The organism is Collinsella provencensis (assembly GCF_900199705.1).
Taxonomy (GTDB): Bacteria; Actinomycetota; Coriobacteriia; order Coriobacteriales; family Coriobacteriaceae; genus Collinsella; species Collinsella provencensis.
The window spans coordinates 693,422-714,100 of sequence record NZ_LT904908.1; the positions used below are offsets into that span (position 1 = coordinate 693,422).

At 58.5% G+C, this 20,679-nt stretch carries 16 protein-coding genes; 4 read left to right on the forward strand and 12 right to left on the reverse strand.

What is annotated here, in order from left to right; all coding sequences use genetic code 11:
• The first annotated feature begins 93 nt into the window (after positions 1 to 93).
• Positions 94 to 780 (forward strand): M48 family metallopeptidase, encoded by a 687-nt coding sequence (locus tag C1711_RS03110; protein WP_102337751.1) that lies wholly within the window; start codon positions 94 to 96, stop codon positions 778 to 780.
• An 861-nt stretch (positions 781 to 1,641) separates the two neighbouring features.
• Positions 1,642 to 2,496: a hypothetical protein gene (locus C1711_RS03115; RefSeq protein ID WP_102337752.1), complete on the forward strand. Its 855-nt coding sequence runs from the start codon at positions 1,642 to 1,644 to the stop codon at positions 2,494 to 2,496.
• 403 nt (positions 2,497 to 2,899) lie between these two features.
• Here C1711_RS03115 and C1711_RS03120 read toward each other — a convergent pair whose 3' ends face one another.
• The 9 genes from C1711_RS03120 to C1711_RS03160 form a co-directional block, all read right to left on the reverse strand.
• Positions 2,900 to 3,037 carry a rubredoxin-like domain-containing protein gene (locus C1711_RS03120; protein ID WP_102337753.1) on the reverse strand — a complete coding sequence of 46 codons (138 nt, stop codon included), beginning with the start codon at positions 3,035 to 3,037 and terminating at the stop codon, positions 2,900 to 2,902.
• A gap of 76 nt (positions 3,038 to 3,113) precedes the next feature.
• The gene (locus C1711_RS03125) at positions 3,114 to 3,623 is read right to left on the reverse strand and encodes a flavin reductase family protein (RefSeq protein ID WP_102337754.1); all 510 of its coding nucleotides are present in this window, start codon (positions 3,621 to 3,623) and stop codon (positions 3,114 to 3,116) included.
• 232 nt (positions 3,624 to 3,855) lie between these two features.
• Positions 3,856 to 4,344: an SsrA-binding protein SmpB gene (gene smpB / locus C1711_RS03130; protein ID WP_102337755.1), complete on the reverse strand. Its 489-nt coding sequence runs from the start codon at positions 4,342 to 4,344 to the stop codon at positions 3,856 to 3,858.
• A gap of 2 nt (positions 4,345 to 4,346) precedes the next feature.
• Positions 4,347 to 5,291 (reverse strand): hypothetical protein, encoded by a 945-nt coding sequence (locus C1711_RS03135; protein WP_102337756.1) that lies wholly within the window; start codon positions 5,289 to 5,291, stop codon positions 4,347 to 4,349.
• A 26-nt stretch (positions 5,292 to 5,317) separates the two neighbouring features.
• The gene (locus C1711_RS03140; RefSeq protein ID WP_234346200.1) at positions 5,318 to 7,309 is read right to left on the reverse strand and encodes a ribonuclease R family protein; all 1,992 of its coding nucleotides are present in this window, start codon (positions 7,307 to 7,309) and stop codon (positions 5,318 to 5,320) included.
• 227 nt (positions 7,310 to 7,536) lie between these two features.
• Entirely contained in the window at positions 7,537 to 8,484 is a 948-nt protein-coding gene (gene ftsX / locus C1711_RS03145) for a permease-like cell division protein FtsX (RefSeq protein ID WP_102337758.1), read from the reverse strand.
• On the reverse strand, positions 8,471 to 9,685 hold the full coding sequence (gene ftsE / locus C1711_RS03150) for a cell division ATP-binding protein FtsE (protein ID WP_102337759.1): 1,215 nt from the start codon (positions 9,683 to 9,685) through the stop codon (positions 8,471 to 8,473). Before ftsE ends, ftsX begins: the two co-directional genes overlap by 14 nt.
• A gap of 141 nt (positions 9,686 to 9,826) precedes the next feature.
• The gene (locus C1711_RS03155) at positions 9,827 to 11,218 is read right to left on the reverse strand and encodes a sensor histidine kinase (RefSeq protein ID WP_102337760.1); all 1,392 of its coding nucleotides are present in this window, start codon (positions 11,216 to 11,218) and stop codon (positions 9,827 to 9,829) included.
• 9 nt (positions 11,219 to 11,227) lie between these two features.
• A complete protein-coding gene (locus C1711_RS03160) occupies positions 11,228 to 11,971 on the reverse strand; it encodes a LytR/AlgR family response regulator transcription factor (protein ID WP_159060032.1) in 744 nt (247 codons plus the stop codon).
• Positions 11,972 to 12,289: 318 nt separating this feature from the next.
• Between C1711_RS03160 and C1711_RS03165 the strand changes: the two genes are divergently transcribed.
• Together C1711_RS03165 and C1711_RS03170 are read left to right on the forward strand one after the other, a co-directional pair.
• The gene (locus C1711_RS03165) at positions 12,290 to 13,702 is read left to right on the forward strand and encodes an APC family permease (RefSeq protein ID WP_102337762.1); all 1,413 of its coding nucleotides are present in this window, start codon (positions 12,290 to 12,292) and stop codon (positions 13,700 to 13,702) included.
• Positions 13,703 to 13,750: 48 nt separating this feature from the next.
• Entirely contained in the window at positions 13,751 to 15,415 is a 1,665-nt protein-coding gene (locus C1711_RS03170; RefSeq protein ID WP_102337763.1) for an amidohydrolase, read from the forward strand.
• Positions 15,416 to 15,491: 76 nt separating this feature from the next.
• Here the strand turns inward: C1711_RS03170 and C1711_RS03175 are convergent, their stop codons facing one another.
• The 3 genes from C1711_RS03175 to secA are packed head-to-tail and all read right to left on the reverse strand — an operon-like array spanning position 15,492 to position 20,500.
• Entirely contained in the window at positions 15,492 to 16,382 is an 891-nt protein-coding gene (locus C1711_RS03175) for a YitT family protein (RefSeq protein ID WP_102337764.1), read from the reverse strand.
• 9 nt (positions 16,383 to 16,391) lie between these two features.
• Entirely contained in the window at positions 16,392 to 17,546 is a 1,155-nt protein-coding gene (gene prfB / locus C1711_RS03180; protein WP_102337765.1) for a peptide chain release factor 2, read from the reverse strand.
• Entirely contained in the window at positions 17,546 to 20,500 is a 2,955-nt protein-coding gene (gene secA, locus C1711_RS03185; RefSeq protein WP_102337766.1) for a preprotein translocase subunit SecA, read from the reverse strand. The genes prfB and secA overlap by 1 nt, the downstream gene beginning before the upstream one ends.
• Positions 20,501 to 20,679: the final 179 nt, after the last annotated feature.

Here is a 20,679-nt window from a genome sequence, read left to right on the forward strand (position 1 = left end):
TCATTTCTTGGTTGGGTATACGAACCTGACTTACTATACTGGACTGTCCGTGTTTTCGGCCGCTCGATGCGATGCCACATGAAAGGAGGATGCATGCCCGCAGCGTTTGACCTTGCCGTTATCACGCCCGACGGCGCTTCCATCCCCGTTCGCGTGACGCGAAAACGCGTGAAGAATCTCAACCTGCGAGTCACGCGCGAGGGTGATGTCCTGCTGAGCATTCCCCTTCGGTGCCCCGTGAGCACTGCCGAGCGTTTTCTCAACCGCAAGGCACCATGGATTGCCGCGCGAGTGCACGCGCGCAACAGGTGGACAAAACGCCAAGAGGCAAACGAACTAGCACGGCCCACGACCATCGCGTTATGGGGAGAGAACGTCGACGCTGCACAGGTGCTCGACCTCGATGAGACATCTTTACAGGCTTTGTCTGCCGAGGAGTTTAACGAGCGGCTCAATCACCTGTACAAAGCTGAAGTCAAGCGAGCACTCCCGCCCGTTAACGAGCGTCTTGAGGCAGTAATGGGTGTTCACGCCACGCGATGGTCGGTGCGGAGCATGAAGACACGCTGGGGATCTTGCACCCCAAAAACGGGAGCCATCCGCATCGCCTCGGGGCTTGCAGCGTATCCGCCCGAATGTTTGGAATTCGTCGTTGCCCATGAGCTCGTGCATCTGTTGGAACCCAGCCACAACGCCCGTTTCCATTCGCTGCTCGACCAATTCTGCCCGGAAAACCGCGAGCGCGCCGCACAACTCAAGAAACAGCCGAATTCTCAATAATGCTTGCAGGTCATTCATCAGCCGTAAGTCACTCAACAGCCGCAAGCCACTCAACATCCGCAAGCCACTCAGCAGCCGCATGCTCCGTTACCTATGTCCCCTTGTCGTTGCCTATGATGGCGCTCCGTTGCCTATGCCCCCTTGCTGTTGCCTGCAATTTTCTGCACTTTAGACATCCCAAAAGGAAGAAAACCATAGGCAACAGCAAGCAATCATAGACAACACAGAGGGAACTACGGGCAAGGAGAGGACACACTCTATTGTCTATGAAAAGCAGCTGTTTCCTATGGCAGGACGCTGTTGCCTATGGCGGGGCGCTGCTGCCTGCAGTCAGCTGTTGTTACCTATGGTTTTCTGCACTTTGAGGAGTTGATAACGCAGAAAACCATAGACAGCCGCTCGAGACCATAGACGTTGCAGCAAAAGCACAGATAACTACCCGAGGCCATAGGCAATGCAGCAAATCCATAGGCAACAACACGAAGAGATAAACCGCAACAAGGAGCCAAAAACAAGAGAAAGCTCGCCAGAAAAGTTTTCCACAGGGAAATAACGCCTTCTCAAGACGGATACCGGTTGCCGACTATATCGACCGTCCGCAGCGTACCGCCCATGGCAAAACCTTCATGCAACTGCACTTTTAGATGCGAATTAGACGCAATGGAATCCGCATCAGACACCCTTTCGGGTATGGTCTTCGCATACGCTCACTCGACTTTAACTGGAAGGCACCCATTGAGAACAAACCTAGCTTTGAGCCGCCAACTTGCCTACGCCTCATCAATCGGACAGCTGCTCGTCCCGTCAACTTCAACCGAACGACGAAGCCTTAACACACGCGTTTCCAGCGGTGAAGTTGTCATGCCCTATCCTGGAGCATATGCAGAGACTGCATCTTTCGAGCGCCTCAACGCTCGCATGAGAGCGCGTGCGGTTATCAAAGCGATTCATCGCATTCACCCAAACTGGGTCTTTTGCCTTTATTCGGCAGCACTTATCCATGGGCTGCAGGTTTCTGAATCTTTGCTCGATGTCACACATATTGCCATCGCGCCGAACACAAACTGGCGTAAGACATCCGGTTACATCCAATCCCATACGCTCCATGATTCGTCTATCACCAGTTCCGATAACGTTCCTTGCATCGACCTTCTCGCCACATTACTCGACTGCCTATGCGCTTCCAGTTTTCGACACGGACTGGCAATCGTCGACTCTGCCCTGCATTACCAGCTCACCACGAAAGAGGAACTTGAGCAATATTTCTTGAAACATGGCAGAAGACGTCACGGCATCGGCCAGGCACGTCGAACGCTCGCATATGCAGACGGCGCCTGCGAAAACGGAGGAGAATCGATTGTCCGAGCAATCATTATTGAACTGGGGTTTGCCGCGCCGGAAATGCAGGTTGAAATTGAGGATCCTTTACAGCCAGGTCATTTTAAGCGCGTTGACTTTTTCTGGGAGCTTCCCGGCGGAAGTACCATTATTGACGAGTTGGATGGATTGGAAAAGTACCTCGGACGCGGCAATCCCTATGCGCAATTTAACGAAAGGAACGTCGTCTCTGCTGTTCAAGCAATGCGGCGAGAGCGCATTCGCGAGTCTCGTCTCAACCTAACCGGAGCAAGAGTCCTTCGCTTCTCCTATGCCGACGCACTTGACACAGTTGAGTTCTTCAAACTGCTCTCCACCGCTGGAGTTCCGTTGCAATAGCACGCTGTTATCTATGGCGGTTTACCGCTGTCTGTGGTTTTCTGCCTTTTAGGAACTACAAAAGGAAGAAAGTCATAGACAACAGCAGAGAAATATGGCTGGCAGTAGGGGCATGAGTAACTACATGTAGGAAAAAACCTCCTCATTGCCTATGGCAAGACGCCATTGCCTATGGAAGCTCGCTGATGACTATGAAATCCTGCACTTTGAATGCCCTAAAACGCAAAAAGCCATAGGTAATGGCATGAAGACACAGGCAACAGCAAGAAAGCATAGGCAACGTGGTCGATGAGCGATCGATTAGCGCGTGGCATGAAGATGCCCCAAATAACAGCAAGGGACGCGCTCCAGCTGGAACGCGTCCCCAAGCAATCAATTGCTCCGAGTGAAAAGCAACCGAGAATTACTCCTCGACGGCCTCGAACTGATCGGCACCCACGCCGCAAACGGGGCACACGAAATCCTCGGGCAGCTCGGGGGTGTCAACCTCGACCTCGTAACCGCACACGGTACAAACGAACTTGTAGGTCTTGTCAGCCATGATGGCTCCTTTCAAAGCGTATGAACACTGAGGAGAGTATATCCACTTTCCCCTCGAATTAACCCGTGATAACAAACTATCCCTGATAGCTCGAAGCCTTGGGCGGGGTCTTGCCCTTGAGCGTTTCGTGATAGTAGGAGTATGTCAGCGGCGGTTCATCCGACAGTTTCTCTGCCTGAACGGCCTCGCCGATGAACAGGTAATGCGTACCCACATCAACCGTATCGATCAGCTTGCAAGCATACATGGCGCAAGCGTGCTCGGGACAATACGGGCTGCCGACCTCGGACACTGCCGTCTCGTACTTCTCGAACTTGTTGTAGGTATCGCTCGAGCGGAAACCGAAGTTGCCGATGTAGAGCATGTCGGACGTCTGGTCGAGCGCCGTGACGGTAAAAGCGCCCGCACGCTTGATAACGCCAGCCGTCACGTTGTCCTTATTGACGGCAACACTTATGCGAATAGGTTTGGACGTGACCTGGACCGCCGTATTAATAACGCAGCCCGCCTTTTGACCATCAGCCTCGGCGCTCACCACGTACAGGCCGTAGCTCATAGAGAACATCGCTTTTGAATCGAGGGACATGACAACCTCCTTGTCGTAGATTGCTATCACCATGGTAACAAAAACACGAACACCAGCGAAGTTCAAAATCGCCGGCAACACGCAAGTCACCACATCTTAGCGGTACATACCCGCACGAAGCTGCGTATTTCACTCGATTCGTTCAACGGTTGCGCCTTTACGGCGCATTACCCGCAACCATGTTCGCTCTCCCGCAGCCATGTGTTGACAATCGCACCGCAACGGCAACATTCTAACGATTGCGCTCCTTGAGCGCACGCTCGATCTCGCGTTGCATATCACGCTTTGCCATGTCCTCGCGCTTGTCGTACAGTTTCTTGCCACGACCAAGACCCAGCAGCAGCTTCACGCGGCCGTCCTCGTTGAAGTAGAGCTCCAGGGGCACAAGCGCGGTGCCGCGCACGCGCAACTTGCCATCCAGGTAGTCGATTTGCTTACGATGAAGCAACAGCTTGCGGCGGCGATCGGGGTCGCGGTTGAAAATGGACCCATTGGAATACGGATGAATGTGCACGTTGTGCAGCCAGCACTCGCGATTGCGGATGAGCGCGAACGAATCGGTGATTTGGCAAGCGCGCTCTCGCAGGCTGCGAACCTCCGTACCAGCCAGTTCGACACCGCACTCAAAGGTCTCGTCAATGAAGTACTCATGATGTGCGGAGCGATTCTTGGCGATGAGCTTCTTCTCCTTGCGCGGTTTGGGCGTATATCCCCCGGCCATCGTTACACCTCCTTGCCGTTTGCATCGCAAGCGTCAGCGTCCGTGCCAGCGTCAGCGGCAGTGCCCGCGGCAACTGCAACATCCGCAGCGACATCGGCGTTCTGCTCGTACGCCAACTCGGCATCCGATTCATGAATCAGGCGAATGAGCGCTTCGCACGCGGGCGCGCCCACCAGATCGCGCGCACGCAACGTTAAACGCGTCGCCTCGTTACGATCACCCTCGGCGGCGGCATCAGTCGCGCACATGAGCAAACACACGGCAATTTCGGCATTTGCACCAGAAGCAAGTCCCTGAGCTGCAAGCTCAGCGTTGACTTGCTCATCCGATTCCCCGGCAAGCTCGGGATGCTCTTGGTCAAGCTGGGCAGCCAAAGCCGTCGCGGCGGGATCGGCATCATACGCACGCAACGCGGCACGGCGACACGCCTCGGCAGCGCGAAGGTTGTCTTCTTCCACAAAGTATTGACCCAGGTTGGCATAGGCACGCGCCAGGGCTTGCGGCGTGGAAGCGCGGTCGAGCACAGAAGCGGAGAGCGCCGTCCACTCCCAGGTATTTCCCAAAGCACGAAACACCTCGGCCAAGTTCAGACGATGGGCGCAATTCATGGGGTTCCAACGAACCGCCTGTTTAAGCGCATCACGTGCAGCCTCAAGCTCCTGCTTTTGAATGTAAACATACGCCAACGCCGCATACAGGCGATCAAACGGCGCCTCGATTTGCGTGAGCTCGCGCGGGTCGTTCTCAACGCGGCGGTAAGCCAGGCGCTCAAACGCATCGGCGAAGCTGAACCACTGACGCGCCTCCGTATCGTGACAAACAGCGTCGGTGTACTCCCCCGCCTGTTCCGCTAGCGGCTCGAGCACCATCTGGGCATGGTCGAGCTCGCCCGCAGCAAGCAAGTCCTCGGCATATTCGATATCGCGCGCCTCGATGGGCATATTCATGGGATCCTCCTGGATAGTTTGGGATATCAGTGTAGCGCAGGGCTTACGTGGATGAGCTTCAAATCGAGATGCCCGCGCAGGACGTTCACGCTCGCGATCTCGACCACCACGCGCTGACCGAGCGAAATGACCGTCCCCGTCGATTCGCCCGTCAACGCGAGGCGCAACTCGTCATAGGCCCACCATTCATGCCCCAGCGAGCCGATACGCACCAGTCCTTCCACTCCCGTGGCATCCAAGCGGACGAAGGCGCCCATATCGGATATCCACGAGATGGTTCCCGTGTCGCGCTCGCCGATGCGCACGCCGTAGTACTGAGCCACCTTCACCTTTTGAGACGCTTTGGCGGCGGCATCAGCCGTGCGCTCGCACTCACTCGCATGGCGGCACAGCTGCGCGCACACCTCGTCAAGCGCCTGAGAACCCGTGCCCGTGAGTCGCTCGGCACGCTGCTTCATCTCACGTTTTCCCAGCTCTCGTTTAGCGAGCGCCTGTTTGAGCACGCGATGGACGAGCAGGTCGGGATATCGACGGATCGGACTGGTGAAGTGACAGTACGCACGGGCGCCGAGGGCGTAGTGTCCCTCGTTGGCGGGTTTGTACACAGCCCGTTGCTGCGCGCGCAAAAGCAGCGCGTTCACCAAGGGAGCGAAGGGCGTCGACGCGGCATTGGTAACTGCAGTGGCTATGGCCTGTGGCTCTCCAACCAAAATACCGGCTGCAAGGCCACCTTCCAGCGCTCCCAGCTCGGTAAGGGTCTTCACCGCGGCGGCAAGGCTGTCAGGCGAGGGGTCCTCGTGCACTCGATATGCCGTGGTAAGGTCGCGGTCGGCCAAGAACTCCGCCACGCACTCGTTCGCAAGCAGCATCGACTCCTCAACGAGACTGGTCGCCGCCGTGCGCTCTCGTGTAACGAGCGCCTGGGGAAATCCTTGCTCATCCAGGAGCGCATGAATCTCGGGCGTATCGAAATCAATGGCACCGCGCTTGCGACGAATCTCGCGACGCGCCACGGCGAGGGCATCGGCGGAACGCAGCGCCGCACGCAGGTCAGCGAAGCTCACACACTCATCGCACATTTCCGCACGCAGTTCCACGTCCTCGCCTGCAAGCAGGGCGTCCGCCTCGTCGTAGGACAAACGCGCCCGCGAGCGAATCACGCTGGGATACGCCTCGTAAGCGTACACGCGGCCCCGCGCATCAAGTTCCATGTCAACGGTAAATGCCAGGCGATCCTCACACGGACGCAGGGAACAGATGTCGTTGCAAAGACATTCGGGCAGCATGGGCAACACGCGATCGGCAAGATACACCGAGGTCGAGCGCCGACGCGCCTCGAGGTCGATTGAACTGCCCCAATCAACGTAGTGCGACACATCGGCGATATGCACGCTCAGCAGCCATCCGCCCCGCTCCGTACGCTCCACCGAAATCGCGTCATCGAAGTCGCGCGCATCCACCGGGTCGATGGTGAACAGAAAACGATCGCGAATATCGCGGCGCAACGGGTCTTGAAGAGCATCCTCGATATCCGCAACCAGCGACGCCGCTTCCCTCTCCGCTACTTCGGGATATCCATCAACCAAGCCGTACCGCGCCATGATGCACTCGATACCCAGACTCGGCTCATTCGCATCTCCAATACGGCGCTCGATCGTTACCACGCCCGACTCGACACGCGTGGGATACTCCACGATGCGCGCCGCCACGATATCCCCTGGATTCACACCGAGACGCGCGGGTGAATCATCTTCAGGTAGCACGAAAAAGTCTTGGTGAATACGCGTATCGAGCGGGCGAATCGCACCCAAGGGCCCTGCCGGCTCAAACGTTCCGACGATGGCCGAGACTGCTCGCTCAATCACGTGTTCGACGACAGCGCGACGCTGACCGCCATTCCTGCGCTGCACGCTCACATACACACGATCGCCCGGCATCGCCTCGCGCAATGAACGCGAGCTCAGGCGAAACACACCTTCCGCAGTTTCGACCTCGGCGCGCGCGTCGTAGGCGCGCACGATACCCGTCAGCCCGGGCTGTCTTCTCGGCCTCGCCGATCCACCTCTTCTGTTACCTGAACGCCTTTTATGCGCCATGTGTTCCTTTCAATTAACCGCAGCGATAAAGGAAGCGCCCCCGTTCTCCAACACGCGGCTTTTAACCTGTATCCCAAAGTGGAAAACAGCAAAACTGGACGTATGGAAAACGAGGGCACCCGAGCAAACAAATCGTAGTGGCGATGCGCCTAGACTTTGAGATACCGCCTCATGGCAATGGCCGAGCCGAACAAGCCGATGAGCACGCCGATAAGCACGAGCGAGCCATACGTGGCGAGGTAGACCTCAGTTGGCACCACGAAGCTCAGCCAGCTAACCGACGCGGAGACCTTAGGGATCACGAGGTTGCGGATGAGCTCAAGCGCACCGAGGGCAAGCAGCGATCCGAACAGGGCCTGCAGCACGCCCTCCGTAACGAACGGTCCACGGATGAATCCGTTGGAGGCGCCCACCAGACGCATGATGGCAATCTCACGACGACGCGCGGTAATGGACAGGCGGATTGTATTGTTGATGAAGATGAACGCCACGAACGTTAGAAGCGCAACCAGCACGACGGCCGCAATGCGGATGTAGTCAGTGAGCTGGAACAGGCGAGCGACCTCTTCCTGACCATAGCGGACGTTCTCCGCCACGTCGGCATCCTTGTCCTCGACCTCGGAATTGGCGACATCGACAATCTTGCGGAAATCGGGGTCGGCCTTGATCTTGTCAGCCATTTCCTCAACCTGAGACGGGTCTTCCATCTCGACGCGATAGGAGCGAGGCAACGGGTTCTGTCCGTCGAGCGCCGACATCGTGACATCGGCGGAACTGGAAATCGACGAGCTGTACTCCTCGAGCGCCTGCTCCTTGCTCACGAACTCAACGCCCTTGACGTTGTCCATACGCTCCAGTTTATGCAGGTAATCCTCAACATCCTCATCGGACGCCTCATCGGAGATGTACGCCTGGATGGTCACCTGGTCCTCAACACTGCCGATAGCGGAGTTGATGAGCACAGAGCCCACAATGAACAGGCCGATGATGAACAAGGACAGGAAAATGGTAACGACAGCACCGAAGGACGTCGTCCAGTTGCGGAAAAAGTGGCGGAAAGCCTCTTTGATGGAATAGCCGAGATTAGAAGGCGCCATAGTTGCCGTAACCTCCCCTCTCCTGGTCGCGCACCACGCGGCCGCCCTCGAGGGCGATAACGCGACGATGCATGGAGTCGACCATCTCGCGGTCATGCGTGGCCACGATCACGGTCGTGCCGGTACGGTTAATACGCTCAAGGAGCTTCATGATGCCCAGCGAGATCGCCGGGTCAAGGTTGCCCGTGGGCTCGTCGCAAATGAGCAGCGGCGGGCGATTCACCATGGCACGAGCCACGGAAACACGCTGCTGCTCGCCACCGGAGAGCTGGTCGGGCAGGGAGTCCATCTGATCGGCCAGACCCACCAGGCGGAGTACCTCGGGGACCTGTGCCTTGATGACGGCGCGTGGCTTGCCGATGCACTGTAGGGCAAAGGCGACGTTCTCGTAAGCGGTACGGTTGGGTAGAAGCTTGTAGTCCTGGAACACGGCACCGATCTGACGACGCAGGAACGGGATCTTGCGGTTCTTGATGCGCATGAGATCCTGACCTGCGACCAACACGCGGCCGCTCGTGGGCTTCACGTTGCGAAGCATGGTGTTGAGCAGCGTGGTCTTACCGGAGCCGGAATGTCCAACGAGGAAGACGAACTCGCCCGGATAGATCTCGAGGTTGATGTCATCGAGCGCGGGCTTGTTGGGCTGCGCCGGGTAGATCTTGGTGACATGCTCCATGAGGATGACGGGCTCCATGCCGGCGGCACGAGCCTGACGCGCACGCTGGTCGGGCATGTCCTGAGCTGCGAACACCGTGGTAAAGTCCGGGCTCGCAAGCGCAGCGTCGAGGTCGGCAACCTGACGCGCCTCGTCGGCATCAGTCGACATGCCGGCGGGACCGGCGGACGTCATGAACATGCCGGCTCCGCCGGGAACTCCTGCTGGAGCTGCAGGGTCGGCGGGCGACGGGATGTTCGGCGTGCGCGGCACGGCCGGATCGGCGGGCGACGGAATATTGAACAGCGGATTTGCCGCAGCAGGCGACGGGGCCGCCTCGCCCTGCTGGGCGGCGGTGAGCATCGCGGACTGCTCGACGTCGAACGTCGGGTTGTTCATGGCATCGTAAACGGATTGCGAGACAGGCTGCTCGAACAGGCGGTCCTGCATATCCGCAGCGGAAGAGACGGGCACATCATCGGTACCGATTTGCGGCACCTGTGGAATGGCTTGCTCGTCTCCGGATGTACGGAAGTGGTTACCCACTAGAGCTCCTTAAGGTCGTGCGTTTTAACTGCATACGGGAGATATTGTAGCAACAACGGGGCAACATCATCAAAGTGGCACAGGAATAGCAAGCGCCATCAAGCCCCAAATCTCCTGCAAACAAGCCCAGCGCTCGCAAAACTACATCGAACTTGAATCCAACAGCTCGTCATCGGGATACTCCAACAACGCCGTCACGCTAAAAACGTTCGCACTGTGCTCGATTTTCAGGCGCCCGTGATATTTTTCGACGATACGGAGCATGTGTGTGATGCCGAGACCGTGCGACTCGGGGTCGGGCTTAACCGAAAGGTAAACGCCCTTTTCGCACTTCAAACAGCCATCAAACGAGTTTTCGACATACAGGCAGAGGAACGGCCCACGCATGCGAATATCCACGTCGATGTAGCGCCGCGGCAAATCGCCGCCCGCTGCCGACTCGAACCTATGCACCATGGCATCCGTCCCGCTGCGTGGCTGCATGCGCTCACACGCCTCAACAGCGTTATCCAGCATGTTCTCGACCAAAATGCAGAGGTCGACGTTGTCGATCTCGAGCACCGGAGGCACCATGATGCACGAAGACACTTCGACGCCCAAACGCCGTACGGGACCGAGGCGGTCGCTCAGCAAGGCGTCGAGCAATTGGTTGTCGCACTCCATCTCCATGGCGGGGTCGCGTGCGCTGAGCAGCATGCTGCGCGCGTATTCCGCTGCCTCTTCATTCAAGCCCGAGTCGAGCAGCGTGAGCATCGTGCGCGTACGCCCCTTGGTGTCGTGATAGATGCGACGCAACTCCCGCTGGTGCTCCTGCAGGGCGGAGTAGTACTTCTGCTGCACGGACAGCATCTGCTCAAGCGTTGCCGAATACTCCAAGCTGTGTTTGAGCAGGCCGATGCGCAGGGCGAGCATATACAGGATGATTGCCGTGAAAAGCAGGAGCAACGCAATCGAGATGTACTGCTTGAACAGCATGTCTTGACTGTCGGGCGCAGATATCATGTAAAACTCGTTAATAATGAGGAGCACCATCAAAAGCGGCGTCAAAAACGACAGTCCCGCAATCGTCGCCGGCGCGGACACAAACCGCTTGAGCTTTTCCATGAGAAAGATGGAGCAGGTCACCATGATCGTCAGAAACGTCTGCGACTCGAATGTCTGCGCAAGATTGGACGGAAAGCCCTCAAAGCCGTTGCCGTCAAGACCAAACACGAGCGTCGTCGCGAAAATCGTCATGGAATAGTTCACGGCAACGTACACAAACGAAATGACGAGACGCTCCTCGAGCGTGCTGTCAAAAAACCTGAACGCAATGTAGACAATCAGGACATAGCAGATAAAAAGAACGTAGAACACCGGCATGTCGAGCAGTGCATCGACGGAGGTAATGATTAAGTACACGGCTAGAACGGCAAGGTATTCGTACATGTTCTTGTCATTCCTGCGCATAAACGCGCTGAAGGCGAAATGCACCATGAATGTTTCGGAAAGGCCGATGTACAGCAGAAGGAGGATGTCCGCACCGGCAAACATGAGAATCTCCTAAGAGCGCATGCGATGCGAGCTGATATGCTCACGCTCGGCTTCGTCCATCAAAGCATGGCGCAGCTGCTGTATACGGGCGCGTGAGATGTCAAGTTCATCGCCATTTACCATGACGAGCGAACGCGAGGAGAGCCTGCGCACGTGACTTAGATTGACAACGAAGCTCTTGTGAATGCGGAAGAAGCCCAAAGGTGTCAGCTGCTCATCGATGTCGCGGATGGCGCCGCGAAATTCGATGTCCTCCCGCATCGTATGCAGCGTAATCGTGTGGAGGGACGACTCGAAGTACAGAATGTCAGCAAGGGGAACGCGCCTGATCACGGTTCCATTACTTTGAACGACGTAGCAGGTCTCGTCGCTTTTCTCCTGGCTCTTGAGGACGGCAGCCGCCTCGCGCACCAGCTCGCCTGGATCGACCGGCTTGGTCAGGTAGCGCCATGCGTTGACCTGGTATCCCGCAAGCGCGTATTGCACCGTCGAGGTCACGATGAGGATGGGCATCGACACGTCATACGTGCGAATCGCCTTCGCGGTTTCAATTCCGTTGATGGAATCCATGAGCATGTCGAGGATCAGCAGATGGTAGGACTTCTCCCCTTCCGCTATGTCGTCAATGAGCGCACGGCCCGATTGATACCACGTCTCGTCGAAGCAGATACCCAGGTGCCTGAGGCCTTGAAGAGCGGAGCTTATCTCCTGCAAGTCGTATTCGCTGTCATCGCAAATCGCAATATGAAACATCGACACTCCTCGCGTGACAGGCGATGATCGTTCAGCGATTACCATCATGCCACCCGCCTTGCCGTTCAACAAGTCACATAAGCAGCCGCTTTTTTATTTGCCGTTCACCCGATTAAAACCTACCGCACGCGTCTGTAACTGTAGCGCCATATCCGATTGTGCCGTCAAACCGTCAGATTATGGCTTGGGTGAAATCGGAGTCGCCCTCCTTTGATATTTCTATAGGCAAGCAAAACCACCGAGCGCATTGGAACGAAACCCGGGAGTTCCTCTGCACGGATTTTGCCCAGTGCCCTTGCCGAATAGAAAGGACCAACCATGAGCGCGAAAAAATCGACAAACCGCGGTGTCAGCCAGTTTGACATGCTCTGCAGTCTCATCACGGCAATCTTCTTCGTCGACACCATCGCGTCCGTCGCTACGATGGGGTTTGCATCCATCACGTGGAACATCATCGTCGCCCTGATCTTCTTCTTGCCGGGTTCGCTTACCGTTGCGGAGCTTGGAGCCGCCTACCCCGACAACGGCGGTTTCTACTCCTGGATCAAACGCGCCTTTGGCAACATGTGGGGCGCGCGCATCAGCTGGATCTACTGGTCATGCAACGCGCTGTGGATGTCCTCGGTCGCTACGCTTATCATCAATGTGTCATGCGCGATTTTCCAGATCAACCCACCCGTTTGGATTAAGACAGTCGTGAACGTGGGCATCGTGTGGCTCCTCATGTTCATGGCATCGCGTCCGGGTGAAAGCTCCCAGCTGCTCACCAACTTCAGCTGCATCGCCAAGATGATCCTCGGCGGTTGCCTCATCGCCGCTGCCATCGCGTTCTTCACACGCGAGGGTGCCATGGCCAACGAGCTCAAGCTCAGCGCATTCAAGCCCACCTTCGGCGCCGCCATCGTGTTCATCCCCGCACTCATCTACAACTTCCTCGGATTTGAAATCTCCTGTTCAAATGCCGCCGAACTTGAAAATCCCGCACGTGACGTCCCCAAAGCAGCCATGAAAAACTGCGTGCTCGTGAGCGTTCTCTATGTCGTCACCGTGTTTGCCATGCTGGTCATCCTGCCTTCCGACAGCATCAACATCATCACTGGCCTCGTCGACGCCTATCGCCTGGGTTTTGGCGGCACCATCGGTGGAATCCTGGCAACCGCACTCGGACTGCTGCTCGTTATCGTGCTGTTCTGCCAAGGCATGATGTGGATTCTGGCCGTCTGCCGCGTATCCTGCGAGTCCGCCATCTCTGGCGAGCTTCCGCCGATCTTTGCCAAGCAAAACAAGCACGGTATGCCCTCCGGTAGCCTGTTCGTAACCGGATGCGTCGCCTCAGTCATGTCGATCGCATCGAGCTTCCTCACCGGCAGCGCCGAGGTCGTGTTCTGGTCCATCTTCTCGTGCACGAGCTTCTTGCTGCTCATCCCCTATGTCATCAACTTCGAGGCATATCTCAAACTCAAGCGCACCGACACGCAAACCCCGCGTCCGTACGTCTTCCCCGGTCCCGCATGGCTCGCAACCCTGTTCGTCCGCGCCGGTGAGTTCGTCTGCCTAGCCACCATGTTCCTGTTCATCTGGGTCCCCGGCACACCCTTTGACGTGCAAACCGCCACGTTCGTCAGCGCGGGCATCCTGATCACGCTCGCACTGGGCGAGGTCATCGTTCGCCGCCAGCTCGCTCGCAAGCGCCCGGCAGCGGAAGCCATAGAAGCCCCCGAAGAGATCTAACCCCTCCGTCGTCTTGAAGAGCAACATTGTCAAGAGAAAGGACTCATCATGGCAGCCAACAAGGTAATCAAGAACGCGTACATCTACACCGCAGACGCGCAGCGCACCATTGCCGAAGCGGTCGCCCTTGAAAACGGGAAGATCGTCTACGTGGGAACGAATGACGGAGCGGCTACATATATCGACGACGCAACCGAGGTCGTCGACGCCGGCGGGCACATGATCATGCCGAGCTTTTTCGAGGGTCACGCGCACTTCACCATGGGCATTTCCGCAACCGTGGGCATCAACCTCGCCGGTTACAACACGACCGAAGAGTACGTGAACGCGTGCCGCGCCTACCTTAACGAGCATCCGGGCCTCACCGCGCTGCGCGGCCAGGGTTATCTCGAGGCGTGCTTCCCCGGCGTCGGCCCCAACCGCGCCGACCTCGACCTGGTGTCCACCGAGATCCCCATCGTGCTGCAGGCCGAGACGCTCCACTCCCTATGGGCGAACACCGCCGCCATCAAGCTCGCGGGCGTCACCGCCGACACGCCCGACCCCGCAAACGGCAAGATCGAGCACGGCGAAGCTGGAGAGCCTTCGGGCTGCTTCCGCGAGAGCGCACAGGACCTCATCCTCAACGCGCTGCCCGACTTCACCGTCGAGCAGTACAAAGAGGGTCTGCTCGCCTACCAGGACATGTGCCATTCCCTTGGCTTCACCGGCAGCTACGACCCGTGGCTCTACATCAAGAGCAACGCCGTGCAGGCCATCAAGGAGCTCGGTGAAGAGGGCAAGCTGAGCATGTACCTGCATGGCGCCTACTGGGCAAATCCCCATCGCGGCGCCGAGCAGGTCGAGGAACTCGTGAACGAGCGCATCATCGGCGACAAGGACTCCCTGGTGCAGATCAACGCCGCAAAGCTGTTCATGGACGGCGTGCTTGAAAGCCAGACCGCATTCCTGCGCGAGCCCTACGAACTCGCAGCCGGGCGCCCCGAGGGTTGGCGCGGCGACCAGATTTGGGATCCCGACAACATGAACGCCGTGGTTGCGGCCATCGACAAGGCCGGCATGGGCATCCACGTGCATTGCGCCGGCGACGCGGCAGTCAAGCAGACGCTCGATGCGATCGCCTTCGCACGCGACGAGAACGGCGCACGCGACGCCCGTCACTGCATCACGCACATCTTCCTGCTCGATCCAGACGACATCCCACGCTTCAAGGACCTCGACGTCGTTGCCATGACCAACTCGTATTGGTTCCAGATCGACGAGACGACGGTCGTCAACGGCACCTATACGGGCGCTGAGCGCATCGCACATACATTCCCCGAGCAGTGTCTCTTTGCGGGTGGCGTGCGCGTAGCCAATGCCAGTGACTATCCCATCACGGCCATTCCCAATCCGTTCGTGGGAATCGAGCTCGGCGTCACGCGCATCGCGCCGGACAACTACCACCCGTGGATCTTCGACTACGATGACCCGAAGTTCCATGAGCCGCTGTGGCCGGAGGAGCGCGCGAACGTCCTCGACATGATCGACTCCTTCACCATCAACCAGGCGTACGCGAACTTCATCGATGACCGCAGTGGTTCGATTGAGGCTGGCAAGGACGCCGACTTCATCATCATCGACCGCAACATCATCGAGGGTGACCCCGAGGACATCGGCATCGCCACTGTGCTCGAAACGATCTTCCAGGGAAAGACGGTCTACGCGAAGTAGCGAAGCGGCTTCCCAACACGGCGCTTTTACCGCCAACGCAACAGGGACGCACCCCTCTTGGGATGCGTCCCCGTCCTTACTGGGTCATGGACTTGAAGCCGTAGCCGATTGCCTCATTCACGTCGGTGATGATGAGCAGTGTATCGGGGTCGTGCTCGTACACGATGGTTTTTACCAGGGGAACCTCGCGGCGGCTGAACACGAAAAACAGCACCGGGCGTTCCTTCCTGGTCCACGAGCCACGCGCTTCCAGGCGCGTGCATCCGCGGTCCATGGTGTGCAGAATATCGCGCTCGATGGCCTCGTACTCATCGGAAATGATGAACGCGGCGCGCTGCGTGTTACCGCCGTCGACAACCGCATCGACCACATAGCCCATCAATACCATCGCAAGCGCCGCATATAAGGCATTGATCAGCGAGAACACGGGGGCGGACGCCGCACATACGGCGACGTCGATCGCCATGACCGTTCCACCCACAGGCAATGAGCTCTTGCGCGAGATGATCTGGCCGATCGTATCGGACCCGCCGGTGTTGGCGCCGCAACGGAACACGAGACCGTAGCCGATGCCCGAAATGATGCCGCCCCATAGCGCGGCGAGCATGATGTCATCGCTGCTCATGGGCAGCACAAAGGGCGCGAACAGGTCGGTGAAAAAACCGAACAACGTGAAGCCCGTAATTGTCTGAACGGCGTATTTAACGCCACCGGAGCGCACGACCACCAACAGCAACAGCGCATTCATCACCACGGTCTGAAGACCGACGGGGATGTTCACACCTGAGCGTCTTCCCAGCTCGGCGATGATGGTGGCAAGACCCGTCAAGCCACCTGCCGCAAGACCGTTGGGAATCATGAACGCATCCGTCGCAAATGCCGCGATGGCACAGCCCAACATGACGACAGGCAGGTCGTTCATAAAATTAGATTGGATGATGCGATTGATGTCGATACGGTTTGCCATGGGTTTTCTCTACTCGGCGCTCTGATTGGACAAGGTTGTAGGCTCGGCATTGCCGGCAACCCATCGGTGATATCCGATGATGAACGGGTCGAGGTCGCCGTCTTCAAGCACAGATTCGACATTGCCCGTTTCGACCTCAGTACGCAAATCCTTGACCATCTGATACGGATACAGCACGTAACTGCGAATCTGGTTGCCAAAACCGATGTCGTGCTTGGGTCCGCGAATCTCGTCGAGCGCTTCCTCGCGTTTGGCAAGCTCGAGCTCGTAGAGGCGCGCCTTGAGAATCTGCATGCACGCAGCCTTGTTTTGAATCTGGCTACGCTCGTTTTGGCACGTCACTACGATTCCCGTGGGGATGTGCGTCACACGCACGGCAGAGTCAGTCGTGTTGACGCCCTGGCCACCGGGACCGCTCGCGTGGTACACGTCCACGCGGATGTCGTCGGGCGAAACCTCAATCTCTACGGTATCGGGCAGAACGGGAATGACCTCGACGCCGGCAAACGTAGTCTGGCGGCGCTTTTTGGCGTCCGTGGGAGAAATGCGCACCAAGCGATGCACGCCCGCCTCGGCGCGCAGCATGCCGAAGGCGTCCTTGCCCTCGACGGTAAACGTGGCGCGGTCGATGCCGATAACCTCGGCAGCGGGGCAATCGTTGATCGTGACCTTCCAACCGCGACGCGCGCAGTACTTCATGTACATCTTGAACAGCATGAAGGTCCAGTCCTGGGCCTCCAGGCCACCCTGGCCGGGCTTGATGGTCACAATGGCGTCACCGTGATCGAACTCACCGGTAAACCAGCTCGAGAGCTCCATCTCGTCGATGACGCGCGTGAGGTCGGTAACTGCCGTCGCGGCTTCGGCCACGAACTCAGCGCCGTCCTCCCCCATCTCAGCCGCGAGCTCAAGCGCCGTACGCGCATCGGAAATGCGCTCATGGGCGCCGTCCACAGACGTCACATCGTTTTTCGCCTGCGCAAGCTCAGCCATGACGGCGCGAGCGGCATCGGCGTCGTCCCAAAACGCAGGATCGGCGCTCTCGGCCTCAAGCTGCGAAACGCGTCCGCGAAGCTCATCGATATGCAGGTATGACTCGACCTCGCCCAAGCGTGCCTCAAGCGCGTCGAGCTCGGCGAGCGTCGAAGTGGACTCGTCGGCCATTAGCGATTCCTGCCGTGGCAGTACTTGAACTTCTTGCCCGAACCGCACGGACAGGGTTCGTTGCGGCCAACGTTGGCGTAGGGGTCGCCGCTCTCCGACTTGCGATACGTGCGCACACCTGCGCCAGCCATGCCGTTTTCACCCTGCGGGGCACGGCCGACCGCCGAGTTGGCAGCCTGGGCGGCATGCTGACGAACGGTGGAATTGCCGGAGTCGCCGTCGACCTCACCTGGACCGCTCATCTTCACGCCCGCAAGCGCGGGGTTGTCCTGCTGCTCCACCTGAGCGGGCGTGGGCTTGTTCTTGAACTCGACGCGCAGCACGGTGCGCAGATAGTCCTCGTACATGGTGTCAACGAGCATCTGGAACGCGCGGAACGCCTCGGTCTTGTACTCAACAAGCGGGTCGCGCTGGCCAAAGCCTCGCAGACCGATGCCCTGCTTGAGGTAGTCCATCTCCTGCAGGTAACTCATCCAGCGGGTGTCGATAACGCGCAGCATGACCTGGCAGTTGAGCTCGCGCATGAGCTCGTCGCCCAAGCGCTCCGCCTTGGCATCGTAGACCTTCTCGACAAACGCGAGAACCTGCTTGCACAGCTCCTCGTACGGCGCGTCCTCAAAGCGCGGCGCGCCCGGACGACCGGTCAGCTCGACCACCCACTTGTGCAGGCCGTCGAGGTCACGCTCACCCTCGCGGGAATCGACCGGGCAGAACTCGGTCACGCAGCGCTTGATCTGCGCATCGATAACGTCATCGATATGCTCGGCCAAATCCTTGCCGTCGAGGATCTTGTTGCGCTCGGCATAGATGACCTGGCGCTGCTTGTTCATAACGTCGTCGTACTCAAGCACGTTCTTACGCATGGAGAAGTTGATGCTCTCGACCTTGTGCTGAGCGCCCTCGACTGCCTTGGAAATCATCTTGGCTTGGATGGGCATGTCGTCGGGCATATCCGAGGCGATCATCATGTTGCCGACCTTTTCCATGCGCTCACCGCCGAACATGCGCATGAGGTCATCCTCGAGCGAGAGGTAGAACTGGGTCTCGCCCGGGTCACCCTGACGGCCGGCACGGCCGCGGAGCTGGTTGTCGATACGACGGGACTCATGGCGCTCGGTGCCGATCACCGTGAGGCCGCCGGCGGCGATGACCTCTTCGTGCTCCGCCGCGCAGATCTCCTTGAAACGCGTGAGCTCGCGATCGTAGACCCGGAAGACCTCGAGGACCGACTCGACGGGGATGTCCTGCTGCTCGGCGAGATGCCTTGCCGTTTCCTGGATAGCCTCGTTTTGCGCAAACGAATCCTCGTCCGTATGAACGAAAGAGACGGTCCTCAAAAGCAGCTGGACGTAGTCGTTGTCGACCTCGAACTCATGGGCAAGCGTGGCGTCCAAGGCGAGCTGCTCGGGGTTGCCGCCGAGCAGGATGTCCGTACCACGACCGGCCATGTTGGTGGCGATGGTAACGGCGCCCTTGCGGCCCGCCTGGGCGATGATGTGCGCCTCGCGATCGTGGAACTTGGCGTTGAGGATGTCGTGCTTGATGCCGCGCTTGTTGAGCAGGCGACTCAGGCGCTCGGAGCTTTCGATGGACACGGTGCCCACCAGGACAGGCTGGCCCTTGGCGTGGCGGCGCTCGATGTCATCCGCAACGGCATTGAACTTGGCATCGATGGTGCGATACACCAGATCCTCATGGTCGATACGCTGAACGGGCTTGTTGGGCGGGATGACCTGTACGGGCAGTTGGTAGATCTCGCGGAACTCGGCGTCCTCCGTGATGGCGGTACCGGTCATGCCGGAGAGCTTATCGTACAGGCGGAAGTAGTTCTGCAAAGTGATGGTGGCGAGCGTCTGGTTCTCCTCGCGCACGAGCACGCCCTCTTTGGCCTCGATGGCCTGATGCAGACCCTCGGAGTAGCGACGACCTTCCATGATGCGGCCCGTGAACTCATCGACAATCTTGACCTCACCGTTGGTGACCACGTACTGCTTATCGCGATGGAACATGTACTGGGCTTTGAGCGCCTGCTGCAAATGGTTGACGAGCTGACCGGACAGGTCGGCGTAGATGTCGTCGATGCCCAAGCGCTTCTCGATCTTGCGCAAGCCCTGCTCGGTGGCGGCGATGGTGTGCTTGGCCTCGTCCATCACGAAGTCGCCCGTGGCCTCAACCGGGCCGGTGGCCGAGAGCATATCGAACTGGGCCTCCTCGCCCTGCGTCAGGCCGCGAACGGCGCGCGCAAAGTCCTTGTAGGTGCTGGCGCTCTTGGTGCCCGCGCCCGAGATGATGAGCGGCGTACGCGCCTCGTCGATGAGAATGGAGTCAACCTCGTCGACGATGGCGAAGGCATGGCCGCGCTGCACGCGCTGGGACGCGCGAAGGACCATGTTGTCACGTAGATAATCGAAGCCGAACTCGGAGTTGGTGCCATAGGTGACGTCGCACTGGTAGGCCTCGCGCTTGGACTCGAGGCTCATGCCGTTTTGCACCACGCCCACGCTCATACCAAGGAACGCATACACGGGGCCCATCCACTCGGAGTCACGCTTGGCCAGGTAATCGTTGACGGTAACGATATGGACGCCCTTGTCCGCAAGCGCGTTGAGATAGCCGGCGAGCGTGGACACGAGCGTCTTGCCCTCGCCGGTCTTCATCTCGGCGATGTGACCCTCATGCAGGGTCATGCCACCGATAAGCTGCACGTCGAAGTGGCGCAGGCCGAGCACGCGCTTGGACGTCTCACGCACTACAGCAAAGGCCTCGGGGAGCAGATCGTCCAAGGTCTCTCCGTTTGCGTAGCGCTCACGGAACAGCGCGGTCTGATCATGAAGCTCCGAGTCGCTCATCGCCTCGTAGCGCGGTTCGAGCGCGTTGATGACTTCGACCGTCTTGCGATAGCGATTCAGGTCCTTGTCGGCACCGAATGAAAGCAGCTTAGAAACGAATCCCATAGCAGGTTCTTTCTCTTCCGGCGCATCGCCCGCGCGTGACGGAGCACTTCTGCGAACGGTGCGCGACACAGTTGCTGATAACTCTAATCAAACAAGTACGCCGCGGTGCGCAGGTTATGTGGACACACAAAACGACCCCGCATCAAGGTTGATACGGGGTCGCATGTCGCTCGTATGTG

Bases quoted from the DNA above. Each gene is read 5' to 3' on its own strand.
- C1711_RS03110 (WP_102337751.1), top strand. From the start codon at position 94: ATGCCCGCAGCGTTTGACCTTGCCGTTATCACGCCCGACGGCGCTTCC.
- C1711_RS03115 (WP_102337752.1), top strand. From the start codon at position 1,642: ATGCCCTATCCTGGAGCATATGCAGAGACTGCATCTTTCGAGCGCCTC.
- C1711_RS03120 (WP_102337753.1), bottom strand. From the start codon at position 3,037: ATGGCTGACAAGACCTACAAGTTCGTTTGTACCGTGTGCGGTTACGAG.
- C1711_RS03125 (WP_102337754.1), bottom strand. From the start codon at position 3,623: ATGTCCCTCGATTCAAAAGCGATGTTCTCTATGAGCTACGGCCTGTAC.
- smpB (WP_102337755.1), bottom strand. From the start codon at position 4,344: ATGGCCGGGGGATATACGCCCAAACCGCGCAAGGAGAAGAAGCTCATC.
- C1711_RS03135 (WP_102337756.1), bottom strand. From the start codon at position 5,291: ATGAATATGCCCATCGAGGCGCGCGATATCGAATATGCCGAGGACTTG.
- ftsX (WP_102337758.1), bottom strand. From the start codon at position 8,484: ATGGCGCCTTCTAATCTCGGCTATTCCATCAAAGAGGCTTTCCGCCAC.
- C1711_RS03155 (WP_102337760.1), bottom strand. From the start codon at position 11,218: ATGTTTGCCGGTGCGGACATCCTCCTTCTGCTGTACATCGGCCTTTCC.
- C1711_RS03160 (WP_159060032.1), bottom strand. From the start codon at position 11,971: ATGTTTCATATTGCGATTTGCGATGACAGCGAATACGACTTGCAGGAG.
- C1711_RS03165 (WP_102337762.1), top strand. From the start codon at position 12,290: ATGAGCGCGAAAAAATCGACAAACCGCGGTGTCAGCCAGTTTGACATG.
- C1711_RS03170 (WP_102337763.1), top strand. From the start codon at position 13,751: ATGGCAGCCAACAAGGTAATCAAGAACGCGTACATCTACACCGCAGAC.
- C1711_RS03175 (WP_102337764.1), bottom strand. From the start codon at position 16,382: ATGGCAAACCGTATCGACATCAATCGCATCATCCAATCTAATTTTATG.
- prfB (WP_102337765.1), bottom strand. From the start codon at position 17,546: ATGGCCGACGAGTCCACTTCGACGCTCGCCGAGCTCGACGCGCTTGAG.
- secA (WP_102337766.1), bottom strand. From the start codon at position 20,500: ATGGGATTCGTTTCTAAGCTGCTTTCATTCGGTGCCGACAAGGACCTG.